Annotated in this window: 11 protein-coding genes; 8 read left to right on the top strand and 3 right to left on the bottom strand. The window is 53.6% G+C overall.

What is annotated here, in order from left to right; all coding sequences use genetic code 11:
- Nucleotides 1-14: 14 nt before the first annotated feature.
- Nucleotides 15-695, bottom strand: coding sequence for an LOG family protein (locus G3I67_RS11970; protein ID WP_446033327.1), 681 nt, complete (start codon nt 693-695; stop codon nt 15-17).
- On the opposite strand from G3I67_RS11970, the gene polA reads away from it, so the two are divergent.
- Genes polA through G3I67_RS11955 form a run of 3 tightly spaced genes read left to right on the top strand, consistent with a single transcriptional unit; the run spans nt 694 to nt 5,008 of the window.
- Nucleotides 694-3,414: a DNA polymerase I gene (gene polA / locus G3I67_RS11965; protein WP_163655658.1), complete on the top strand. Its 2,721-nt coding sequence runs from the start codon at nt 694-696 to the stop codon at nt 3,412-3,414. The genes G3I67_RS11970 and polA overlap by 2 nt on opposite strands.
- A 1-nt stretch (nt 3,415) precedes the next feature.
- Nucleotides 3,416-4,201 (top strand): ZIP family metal transporter, encoded by a 786-nt coding sequence (locus G3I67_RS11960; protein WP_163655656.1) that lies wholly within the window; start codon nt 3,416-3,418, stop codon nt 4,199-4,201.
- A gap of 27 nt (nt 4,202-4,228) precedes the next feature.
- Nucleotides 4,229-5,008, top strand: a complete 780-nt coding sequence (locus G3I67_RS11955) for a dienelactone hydrolase family protein (RefSeq protein ID WP_235931897.1) — start codon at nt 4,229-4,231, stop codon at nt 5,006-5,008.
- A gap of 58 nt (nt 5,009-5,066) precedes the next feature.
- Here G3I67_RS11955 and htpX read toward each other — a convergent pair whose 3' ends face one another.
- Nucleotides 5,067-5,948, bottom strand: coding sequence for a protease HtpX (gene htpX / locus G3I67_RS11950; RefSeq protein ID WP_163655652.1), 882 nt, complete (start codon nt 5,946-5,948; stop codon nt 5,067-5,069).
- 156 nt (nt 5,949-6,104) lie between these two features.
- Between htpX and G3I67_RS11945 the strand changes: the two genes are divergently transcribed.
- A complete protein-coding gene (locus tag G3I67_RS11945; protein WP_163655650.1) occupies nt 6,105-6,953 on the top strand; it encodes a DMT family transporter in 849 nt (282 codons plus the stop codon).
- Nucleotides 6,954-7,014: 61 nt separating this feature from the next.
- On the opposite strand, the gene G3I67_RS11940 is transcribed toward G3I67_RS11945, so the two are convergent.
- Nucleotides 7,015-8,154, bottom strand: a complete 1,140-nt coding sequence (locus tag G3I67_RS11940; RefSeq protein WP_163655648.1) for an aromatic ring-hydroxylating oxygenase subunit alpha — start codon at nt 8,152-8,154, stop codon at nt 7,015-7,017.
- 231 nt (nt 8,155-8,385) lie between these two features.
- Here G3I67_RS11940 and G3I67_RS11935 point away from each other — a divergent pair, with 231 nt between their 5' ends.
- From G3I67_RS11935 to rpsF, 4 genes are all read left to right on the top strand, one after another.
- Nucleotides 8,386-8,652 (top strand): exodeoxyribonuclease VII small subunit, encoded by a 267-nt coding sequence (locus tag G3I67_RS11935; RefSeq protein WP_163655810.1) that lies wholly within the window; start codon nt 8,386-8,388, stop codon nt 8,650-8,652.
- A gap of 6 nt (nt 8,653-8,658) precedes the next feature.
- A complete protein-coding gene (locus G3I67_RS11930) occupies nt 8,659-9,567 on the top strand; it encodes a polyprenyl synthetase family protein (protein ID WP_163655646.1) in 909 nt (302 codons plus the stop codon).
- A gap of 2 nt (nt 9,568-9,569) precedes the next feature.
- On the top strand, nt 9,570-11,426 hold the full coding sequence (dxs, locus tag G3I67_RS11925) for a 1-deoxy-D-xylulose-5-phosphate synthase (RefSeq protein WP_163655644.1): 1,857 nt from the start codon (nt 9,570-9,572) through the stop codon (nt 11,424-11,426).
- A gap of 169 nt (nt 11,427-11,595) precedes the next feature.
- A complete protein-coding gene (gene rpsF / locus G3I67_RS11920; protein ID WP_163655641.1) occupies nt 11,596-11,970 on the top strand; it encodes a 30S ribosomal protein S6 in 375 nt (124 codons plus the stop codon).
- The last annotated feature ends 11 nt before the right edge of the window (nt 11,971-11,981 follow it).

Raw genomic sequence — 11,981 nt, 5'->3', positions numbered from 1 at the left:
GGTACCGGTCAGGATCAAATCGGCTTATTCCCGACTTGCTTAGCCAAGTCGGGATGCGTCCGATAGAATTCCTTTAAATGGTCAACGATTTTTACCGGATCGTCCTCGATAAAAAACAAATCGGGATCGATCGGGTTGATCAATTCAAGTCCGAGCAATTGCTCGCGAATCCAGTCGAACATCCCCCCCCAGAAAGATTTGCCCACCAGTATGACTGGTCCGGGTGGGACTTTGCCGGTCTGGATCAGGGTCAAAGCTTCAAAAAGTTCGTCTAATGTTCCAAAGCCACCCGGCAAAACGACGTAGGCCGTGCTGTGCATGAAAAAGGTGGCTTTGCGCGATAAAAAATGCTGGAAAGGCAAGTCGATAGAAAGGTAACTATTTGATTTTGCTTCTCTTTTAAGCTTAATGTGCAGCCCGACGCTGGTTCCCCCCGACTCGAAGGCGCCTTTATTGGCAGCCTCCATCAAACCCGGGCCACCTCCGGCAATCACGACGAATCCCGCCTGGGCTAAACCTTTGCCCAGGGCTTCACCCAAAGCATAATAAGGCGATTCGGAAGTGATGCGTGCGCTACCAAATACACTGACAGCGATTCCAATTTTTTTCAATGTGTCAGCGGCATGAAGCATCTCTGACATAATTTCGTTTGTTCGCTGAATAGTCGGCGTTGATATTTCTTTGTTGCCACTCATGAAAAAAACCTTATTGCTTGTAGATGGATCAAGTTATCTGTATCGCGCATTTCATGCGATGCCCGACTTGCGCAATGCCCGAGGGGAACCCACCGGGGCGATCTACGGCGTCGTCAATATGATGCGTAAAATGGTACAGGACTTTCAAGCCGATTATGCGGCTTGCGTGTTCGATGTGCGTGGTAAAACCTTTCGTGAAGAGATTTATCCCGAGTATAAGTCTCACCGTCCTCCCATGCCCGAGGATCTGGCATTGCAGATCGAACCGATTCATCATGCGGTTAGAGCTTTAGGCTGGACCGTTATCGGCGTTGAAGGTGTTGAGGCTGATGATGTGATCGGTACGCTTGCGCATTGGGCAACCGACCATGATGTTCACACGGTCGTATCAACAGGAGACAAGGATCTGGCCCAACTAGTGACTTCTCACGTCACGCTAGTCAACACCATGTCCAACGAAAAGCTGGACCCTGAGGGAGTGGTCCGCAAGTTTGGCGTGACGCCCGATCGCATCGTTGATTATCTGATGCTGGTTGGAGATGCTGTCGACAATGTACCGGGGGTCCATAAAGTCGGCCCGAAAACAGCTGTGAAGTGGCTAAACGAATATGGTTCAATCGATGAATTGACTCGGCATGCAGTGGATATCAAAGGTGTGGCGGGCGATAACTTGCGCGAGGCTATGCCCCGTTTCGCTTTGACTCGCGAACTTTTGACAGTCAAAACGGACTGCGACCTCTCATCGATTGTGCCTGACATTGAAATGCTCAAGCCAAAGGCACCCGATCAGTCCGATTTGATAGCTTTATACGAACGATATGGTTTCAGGACCTGGCTGCGCGAATTGACGGGCGAGCCAGATCGGGTGCCGCAAGGGGATCACCGCGTTGCGCCAGTTCAGTCCAGACCCGTGGCTCCGCAAAGTGTCGACTACCAAATGGTGACCGATATCCACCAGCTGGATCAATGGATCGAGCGACTCAATCGCGCGGATACGGTTGCCCTGGATACGGAGACAACTTCGCTAGATTCCATGCAGGCCCGACTTGTCGGCATTTCTTTATCGATCGAAGCAGGGCAAGCCTGCTACATACCTGTGGCGCATCGCGGACCGGACTCGGGTGCTCAGCTCCCTATTGCGGATGTCTTGCGCAAACTAAAGCCTTGGCTTGAAGACACGCGTCCGACAAAAGTGCTGCATCACGCAAAGTATGACACGCATGTTTTCGCCAATGAAGGCATCAATCTGCAAGGCATTCTGGGCGATACGATGCTTCAGGCGTATGTGCTCGAGTCACACCGCAGTGTCGCGCTGCATGACTTGTCACAGCGTGTTTTGGGATTAAAGGGTCTGTCATACGAAGAAATCTGCGGTAAAGGCGCGAGTCAGATCGGTTTTGATGAGGTTGATCTCGAGCGCGCCACTCAGTACGCTTGCGAGGATGCTGACTATACATTTCGCCTGAACCAGGCTTTGCTTGGGCAAGTCAAGGCGATATCAAAGCTTGATGATATCTATCAGCTTGAGCTGCAGGTTTCTCGGGTTCTGTTCGAGATTGAGCGAAATGGCGTCAGAATCGACTCGGCCGAACTTGGGCGTCAAAGCCATGCGCTTGGACAGGAAATGTTGCGTTTGGAACAGCGCGCCTTTGAACTGGCCGGACAGCCCTTCAATTTGAACTCTCCCAAACAGTTGGGCGAGATTTTGTTCGGCAAAATGCAATTGCCCGTAGTTCGTAAAACCGCGGGTGGTGCGCCTTCAACCGATGAAGAAGTTCTGACGAAATTGGCGGAAGATTATCCGTTGCCGCAAGTGCTTCTCGAGTATCGAAGCTTGGCAAAGTTGAAATCCACTTATACCGATAAGCTTCCTAAAATGGTGAATCCGCGCACAGGTCGCGTTCACACGCATTATGGCCAAGCTGCGGTGATTACCGGGCGCCTGGCTTCATCCGATCCGAACTTGCAGAATATTCCTGTGCGATCCGAAGCCGGACGCAAAATTCGCGAGGCGTTCATTGCGACCAATGGGATGATTGTCTCTGCCGACTATTCGCAAATCGAGTTGCGCGTCATGGCGCATGTATCAAATGATCCAAGCCTTCAGCGCGCCTTTGCTGCGGGCGAGGATATTCATCGCTCAACGGCTTCGGAAGTGTTTGGCGTGCCGATTCTGGAAGTCAGCAGCGATCAGAGACGTGCGGCCAAGGCCATCAACTTTGGCTTGATATACGGGATGGGGGCCTTTGGCTTGGCCAGCAATCTTGGCATCACGCGCGATGCCGCTCAATCCTATATCGATCGATACTTCGCGCGCTATCCCGGCGTGGCTCAATACATGGCCGAAACGCGCTCGCTTGCGCATGAACAAGGTTACGTCGAAACTGTGTTCGGACGCAGGTTGTGGCTCACCGACATTAACGCGGCAGGGGCGCGGCGAGCCGGAGCCGAACGTGCCGCGATCAACGCGCCGATGCAAGGCACTTCGGCTGATCTCATTAAAAAAGCGATGGTGGCCGTTCAGAACTGGCTTGAAAAAGAAAAACTTAAAACCATGATGGTGATGCAGGTACACGATGAACTTGTGTTGGATGTCCCCATGGATGAACTGGAGCAGGTTAAGATCAACCTTCCTCGCCTGATGTGCGATGTTGCCAGCTTGAGGGTGCCGCTGGTTGCAGAAGTCGGAATCGGCCCCAACTGGGAACAGGCGCATTGATATGTTGTTGATTTGGATTGTGTTGGCTGCGGTTGCCGGAGGCATGTTCGCCCTGATGGTCGCGCATTGGCTTGCTTACAAGGCGTTTGCGGGCTATTTGCACCACATGGTGAGTTTGTCGGTAGGTGTACTGCTGGCCGTCACTTTTTTGCATTTGCTGCCCGAGGCGTTTGAAACTTTGCATGATGCGCACGCACTGTTTTCCACGATGCTTGCTTCGATCATTGGCTTTTTCGTTCTTGAAAAAATCGCGCTCCTGCGGCATAGCCATCATCATGAAGGTGATGGCCACCACCATCACCATGGCCATGACAGACACGAGGCTGGCAAGGGCGGCAAGCTGATCCTGATCGGCAGTTCACTGCATAACCTGGTCGACGGAGTGTTGATTGCCGCGGCATTTCTGGTCGAGCCCTGGCTCGGCGTGCTCACCGCGGCTTCCATCATTCTGCATGAAGTTCCGCACAAGTTGAGCGATTTCGTTGTGTTGATCAATGCCGGGTTGACCCGCAATAGGGCGTTTTCGTTAATCATGTTCAGCAGTCTGTGTTCGGCAATCGGCGGTGTTGCCGGGTATTTTGTTCTCGAGCATATGCAAGCCGGTTTGCCTTATTTGCTTGTCGTTGCGGCAAGTAGTTTCATGTATATCTCCGTGGCTGATTTGATGCCTCAAATGCATTCGCGCAGTTCACTCAAGGAGGCCGTGCCACAACTGTTGCTTGTCGCCTTGGGTGTCAGTATGATCTACGCGGTGACGCAGCTTATGCACGCTGGACATTCTCACTGAATTTGATTTTCATCCGGAGCAATGACGATGAAGACTTCCTCTACATCACAAGCGATCACGACGCCCGTCAATGGTCTTAAAGAGGGGGATTTCAAGCTTCCTGTCGAAGATGGCTCCATCGATGCTTATTTCGCGGCACCTGATACTTCAGGGCGTTTGCCTATCGTTTTGGTCGTACAGGAAATTTTCGGTGTGCACGAGCATATCCGGGACATTTGTCGTCGCTTTGCGCATGCCGGATATCTGGCCATCGCGCCCGAGTTATACCAGCGTCAGGGTGATGCTCGCACTTATACCGACATTGCCACCCTGATTTCCGAGCTAGTGGCGAAAGTGCCGGATGAGCAGGTCATGGCGGATCTGGATGCCTGTCTCGTCTGGGCTGGTTTGCATGGCGGAAATTTGTCCAAAGTCGCTGTGACCGGATATTGCTGGGGCGGCAGAATCACCTGGATGTATGCCGCCCATCAACCCAAGGTGAAAGCGGGCGTGGCGTGGTACGGCAAGCTTGCTACTGGACATGGCCCATTGATCAAACAGAATCCGGTTGATATTGCCGCAAAGCTGCATGCGCCGATTTTGGGATTGTATGGAGGACAGGATGCCAGCATTCCAATGGATACGGTTCAACAGATGCGCGAAGCGTTGTCCAAGGGCAATATCAATGCGCAAGCTTCGCACATCCATGTATATCAGGATGCAGGACATGCGTTTTATGCTGATTATCGGCCAAGCTACATCAAGTCTGTCGCCGATGATGCCTGGAAAAGATGCCTGGCCTGGATGTCCAAAAATTTGGGGCTTTGATTTCTCAAAGCCCCGGTCGTAATAGATATGGCCGTAAATTTCGGCTAGCTTAAGACGGTCAGGCCACGCGCATTTCTTGAAGCGCGCGTATGCGGGCAGGAATGGGAGGATGGGTGGCAAACATGGCCGCAAGGCCTTCAGCACCGCTGATTCCGGATGCTTCAAAGCTTTTCGGTAATTCGCCCGGAGTTAATCCGCCCAGCCGCGCAAGAGCGCGCATCATGGGTTCTCTAGAGCTCAGCAGAACAGCAGAACCGGCATCTGCGCTAAATTCCCGACGACGCGAAAACCATGCCACAATCAAACTCGCCAGCAGACCAAATGCGATTTCGCAGATCACCACCGTAATGTAATAGCCTGGACCGGTGGATTTGTCGTTTTTGAGGACGACGCGATCGACAAAGTAACCCACCACGCGGGCCAGAAAGACAACAAAAGTGTTCACGACACCTTGAATCAGCGTCAGAGTCACCATGTCGCCATTGGCAATGTGCGCAACTTCGTGTGCCAGCACGGCAGTCACTTCTTCTTCAGTCATGCTGTCAAGCAGGCCGGTGGAAACCGCCACCAGTGATTCATTGCGAAACGCTCCGGTGGCGAATGCATTAGGCTCACCCTCATAGATGGCGACCTCCGGACGGCCTATTTTGGCGCGATCGGCGAGTTGGTTGACAGTGTCGAGCAACCACGCTTCACGGGGACCGTTGGGGGCTTGAGGGTCGATCACCGTGGCGCCTGTGCTCCACTTTGCCATGGGTTTGCTAATCAGCAGCGAAAAGATTGCGCCGGTAAAACCGACGATCAGAGAGAAAACCAACAACATCTGAACATTCAGGCCTTGCTGTGACAAGAAGCGATTAACGCCCAGAATCTGCAAAGTGGCGCTTAGAACCAGCATCACCGCCAGGTTGGTCAGAATAAAGAGAACGATTCGTTTCATATGTGTGGAAATTCAATCGAGAGTAAGGGAGTATGTTTGGACTTCAGAAGTGATAAAAAGTTCTCGTCAAAGACATGGTTTGACTTGACTCGGATCCATACCGAATCAGTGCCAGAGTATAGTATTACTTGATTATTTTTTGTCCAACCGAATCCCATGCAAGCTTTGTGGATGTTGCTCGCGTCGCTATTGTTCGCCCTGATGGGGGCGTGCGTGAAACTGGCGGTCGAGCATGGTGCCTCAATGGCCCAGGTCGTTTTGTTCAGGGGATTGCCATCGGTGGTCTTGCTGCTCTTGTGGGCGCGCGCCAGAAACTTGTCGTTTCGACCCGTCGCTTGGATGCCACATGTATGGCGCAATCTGACCGGCGTGACTTCCATGTGGCTGGGGTTTTATGCCATCGCCCACTTGCCGCTTGGTACTGCCACCAGTCTGAACTACACCGCGCCACTCTTTATTGCCGGCTGGATTCTTGCCACTGGCACAACCAAAAAAGATCCAGTATGTATTGCAGCTGTCGGCTTCGGTTTTCTGGGAGTGCTCGCGGTGTTGCAACCAAGCATTACGGTGGATCAAATTCTGCCGGCGCTACTTGGTCTTTGCGCCGGTGCCCTTGCCGCGATTGCGATGATGCAGATTCGCACAATCGGCAAACTCGGTGAGCCTGAATGGCGAACAGTATTGTTTTTTTCGGTGATCGTTTGCCTCACCAGCCTGGTCGGCATTGCGATTGAACCTTGGGGGCGGGCAGACTGGCTGGGCTGGCTGTCGCTGCTGGTGATCGGTATCACGGGAATGGGTGGACAGCTTGCGTTGACACGCGCTTATGGACTCGGTAATGCCTTGTTGAATGCCGCCTTGCAATACACCACCATCATTTTCGCCTCTCTGTTGGGTATTGTTTTTTGGGAGGAGTCGATGGATCGCCTGGCGATATTCGGTGTGATTTGTATCGTATCGGCAGGGTTGTTATCCGTCTGGCGCACGGCCCAGGATGAGGCATAGTATTTGTTTGTCTAGCAAACAATGTAAGTCACCCCGGGGCTGCGTCATCTCATGGCCGCATTTAGGCCATCATCTTGCCGTACCATTCGTGAAAGTGCTGCATGCCGTCTTCCATCGGTGACTGGTAAGGCCCGACTTCATTGACGCCACGCTTCATCAAGGCCAGGCGACCGGCATCCATTCGTTCTCCGATCTCGTCATCCTCGACAGCCGTTTCCATGTAGGCTTCGCGCTGCGCTTCAACAAATTCCCGTTCGAACATGGCGATTTCCTCGGGATAATAGAACTCGACGATGTTGACGGTTTCTTGCGGCGACTTAGGGTACAGCGTCGACAAGACCAGGACATGCGGGTAAAGCTCAATCATGTGGGTAGGGAAATATGTAACCCACACTGCGCCAAAATCCGGCGCGCGTCCCTGGCGGAAATCGAGCAACTTGTCATGCCAGACTTTATACGCCGGCGACCCGGGTTGCGACAGGGCCCGATGGATACCCACGCGCTGCATGCTGTAGAAGTCGGAGAACTCCCACGAAAGGTCGTCGCAGGTCACAAAATGCCCCAGGCCCGGGTGAAAAGGGGCAACGTGGTAGTCCTCGAGATAGACCTCGATGAAGGTTTTCCAGTTGTAGTTGCACTGGTGAACTTCAACGTGATCGAGAACGTAGTCCGAGAAGTCGAATTCAGGGCGTTTGAACAACGGGGCAAGATCGATTTTCGGATCGCGCGGCCCCTCGAAAAGCAATCCATTGCAGTCTTTGAGGGCGAAGCGCTCAAGATTCAGGCAGGGGGATTGCTGAAATTCCGGAGCGCCTAGCAGTTTTCCCTGCTTGTCGTAGGTCCAGCGATGAAGGGGGCAGACAATGTTGCCGCCCGTGCCGGATAGATTGCCGTTTGCATGTTTGTGACTGGTCACGTTGCCGGTTTGGCCGCCAAGCATCAGGGCTTGACGGTGGCGACAGACATTCGAGAGTAGTTCGATGCCGTTTTGACCGCGCACGAGTATGCGCCCATTGTTTTCATGGGTCATGCTGCGCCAGTCTCCCGGATTGGGCACGCTTTTCTCGTGACCGACATAAATGGAAGACTGCTTGAAAATGCTGTTTTGCTCGCGGGCAAAAAGGGCTTCGTCAAAGTAAGCTGAGACGGGAAGCTGGGTGCGAGCCGGCGCCAAATGCGCCATCCGACCAATGTCGGTCATGATTCCCTCCGCGTGGGTAAAAATGCCAGGGCTAGCCGTATCGAGTCCGGTTTGATGTCCGATGACCACATAAGCAAAGTTTGAATCTGGCGCGAAGAAAAATCGGATTGGCCGATCACCATAAAAGAATGATTGTACCCCAAGGCACCGACTTGCCCCGATCTCGTACAATCACGTATTCAGAACAGCCTGTTTGTCCGGAGTTTAATTTTGACGAAAGCTGAAAAATCCGTGCACGCCAAACAATCGACCGCCCAGCCTGACGAGCAGGATGCTTCATTGCCCAAAGATTTCGAGACCGCCTTGTCCGAACTCGAGGCGGTGGTCGCGTCGATGGAGTCGGGTACGTTGGCGCTTGAGCAATCCTTGTCCGCTTATCGTCGCGGCGTGGCCTTGACGCGTATCTGCCAACAGTTGTTGGCGCAGGCCGAGCAGCAGGTTAAAGTCCTCGAGGCGGGCGTATTGCGTCCCTTCGAAGGCGATGTGGAAGTTGAATAATCGAATATGTCTGTTTCCGTTCTTGCATCTTCAGATTGGTTAAATACGCGTGCCCGGCATGTCGAGCAGGTGCTTCACGCCATGTTGCCCGCCGAAACGTGTGAGCCGGCCCGCCTGCATCAGGCCATGCGCTATGCGGTGTTGAGTGGCGGCAAGCGCGTTCGGGCCGGACTGGTCTATGCTGCCGGTTATGCCGTTTGCGCGTCGCGTGATTCAGAGTTCGAGCGTGCGCTTGATCTTGCCGCATGCGCTGTCGAGCTGGTCCATGCCTATTCATTGGTGCATGACGACCTCCCATGCATGGATGACGACACCTTGCGTCGCGGCAAGCCGACTTTGCACGTGAAATACGACGAGGCAACCGCGTTGCTGGCGGGCGACGCTTTGCAGCCGTTGGCTTTCGACTGGCTAGCGCAAATGCCTGTCGATCCCGAATTAATCGTGCGTGCCACGCGTGTTTTGGCCCAGGCGGCAGGTAGTCTCGGTATGGCCGGCGGGCAGGCGATCGATCTCGAAAGCGTCGGCAAGCATTTGACACGCGAGCAACTACAGCGCATGCACGAATTGAAAACGGGGGCTTTGCTTTCGGCCAGCGTGATGTTGGGAGGCTTGGCCGCAGCGATGAATCCCGTCCAGCAGCAATCACTTTCGGCTTATGCTTGTGCGATGGGCCTGGCTTTTCAGGTTGTCGATGATATCCTTGACGTGACTGTAGATACTGCACAGCTTGGAAAAACGGCGGGTAAAGATGCCGCCGCGAACAAGCCGACGTATGTCACCCTGATGGGGCTTGAGAAAGCCAGGGATTTTGCCGATGCATTGCATCGGGACGCAATTTTGGCGATCAAACCGTTGGGCGAATCGGGACAGCTCTTATCCGATCTTGCCGACTTTATTGTTTTACGAAATCATTAAGTATGTCGACTGAACTGTTAGACCGAATACACAGCCCTGCTGATCTCAAGCCGCTTGATCGTCGAGAACTCAAGCGGCTTTCGGACGAGTTGCGTGGTTTTATCGTGCAATCGGTTTCCAAGACCGGGGGGCATCTCTCGTCAAATCTCGGAACCGTTGAACTGACGGTTGCCCTGCATTATGTATACGACACGCCGCATGATCGCATCATCTGGGATGTCGGCCACCAGTCCTATCCGCACAAGATTCTGACCGGACGCAAGGATGGTATGGCCCATCTTCGTCAGTACGGCGGAATTTCCGGGTTTCCCAAACGAAGCGAATCCGAGTACGACGCATTTGGCACCGCTCATTCCTCGACATCGATTTCAGCCGCACTGGGCATGGCGGTTGCGTCACGCAACGCAGGGGTATCGCGCCAGCATATCGCTGTCATAGGTGACGGTGCCATGTCTGCCGGGATGGCGTTCGAAGCCATGAACAATGCCGGCGTCACGCATGATATCAATCTGCTCGTGATTCTCAATGACAATGATATGTCGATTTCGCCACCGGTCGGCGCGTTGAATCGTTACCTGGCGCGCCTGATGTCGGGGCAGTTTTATGCGGCGGCCAAAAACGTCGGCCGCGCGGTGTTGCAGCACATGCCACCCGTACTCGAGTTGGCCCGTCGCTTCGAGGAGCACGCCAAGGGCATGGTGACGCCTGCCACATTGTTCGAAGAAATGGGCTTTAATTACGTTGGACCCATCGACGGACATGATCTGGACGCACTGATTCCCACATTGCAGAACATGCGTGCACTCAAGGGGCCGCAGTTTTTGCATGTCGTGACTAAAAAAGGCCAGGGCTACAAGCTGGCCGAAGCCGATCCGGTTTTGTATCACGGTCCCGGCAAATTCGATCCAGCCATCGGCATCCAAAAGGCGGCGACACCTCCCAAAACGACCTTCACGCAGGTGTTTGGGCGATGGCTGATCGATATGGCCGAACATGATCCGCGCCTAAATGGTATTACCCCTGCGATGCGTGAAGGTAGCGGGATGGTCGAATTCGAGCGGCGTTTTCCGACCCGTTATTTCGATGTGGGCATCGCCGAGCAGCACGCGGTCACTTTTGCCGCCGGTATTGCTTGCGAGGGTCAAAAACCTGTCGTTGCGATTTATTCGACCTTTTTGCAGCGTGGCTATGACCAGCTGATCCATGACGTCGCACTTCAGGATCTGGATGTGACTTTTGCATTGGATCGCGCCGGTCTTGTGGGAGCGGATGGTGCGACACATGCCGGCAATTACGACATAGCGTATTTGCGCTGTATTCCAAATATGGTGGTGGCAACGCCATCGGATGAGAACGAAACCCGCTTATTGCTGACGACCTGTTATCAGTATCCCGGCCCTGCATCTGTCCGGTATCCCCGAGGATCAGGCTGTGGTGCCGAGGTCCATGCGGGGCTCGATACTGTTCCGGTCGGTCGGGGGATTGTGCGTCGCCGTGGAGAAAAACTCGCTTTGCTGGTGTTCGGCACATTATTGCCTGCCGCGCTGAAAGCGGCTGATGCCTTGAATTTGAGCGTAGTCGATATGCGTTTTGTTAAACCGATCGATGTCGAATTGATTCTAGAGATGGCATCCAAGCACGAGGGGCTGGTGACCATCGAAGAGGGGTGCATCATGGGCGGAGCGGGTAGCGCAGTTGCCGAAACCTTAGTGCAGGCTGGTGTGGTGCTTCCCTTGCTTCAACTCGGGTTGCCGGATCGTTTTATCGATCATGGCGATCAAAATGCCCTTCTGGCCGATGTCGGGCTTGACGCCGCCGGCATAGAGAGATCCATCCGTATGCGGTTTTCACTTGCGTAAAAACCGCTAATAGGCCATAATAGACGGCTTTCTTGCTCGATTATCGCAACATTTCGGGCGTAGTGTTCCAGACGCACTCGATAGTGTGCGTTTTGCACCTCACGCTTTAAATACGGTAACGGGCTGACCCTGACACGTTGTGTGTCAGACATCCTCAGGAGTATTTTGCATGCGCAATTACGAAGTTGTTTTTATCGTTCATCCTGACCAGAGCGAGCAGGTGCCCGCCATGGTTGAACGCTACCAGACCCTTGTGACTTCACAGGGCGGCAAGATTCATCGCCTCGAAGACTGGGGACGTCGTCAACTGGCTTATCCGATCCAGAAGCTTGTCAAGGCTCATTATGTCTGCTTCAACATCGAATGCGGTCAGTCCACTCTGGACGAACTCGAACATTCATTCCGTTACAACGATGCAGTATTGCGTCACCTTGTCATCAAGACCAAGACTGCTCAGACCGAGCCGTCAATCATGATGAAGCAGGTCGAACGCGATGAGGCACGTAAAGCCTCGGCCGAGTCCACGATGGGCGACGACGAGTAAAACCGGATCCT

The organism is Sheuella amnicola, from assembly GCF_010499255.1.
Taxonomy (GTDB): Bacteria; Pseudomonadota; Gammaproteobacteria; order Burkholderiales; family Burkholderiaceae_B; genus Zwartia; species Zwartia amnicola.
Note: the sequence above shows the minus strand (reverse complement) of the source record. Positions and strands in the feature narration are given on the sequence as shown.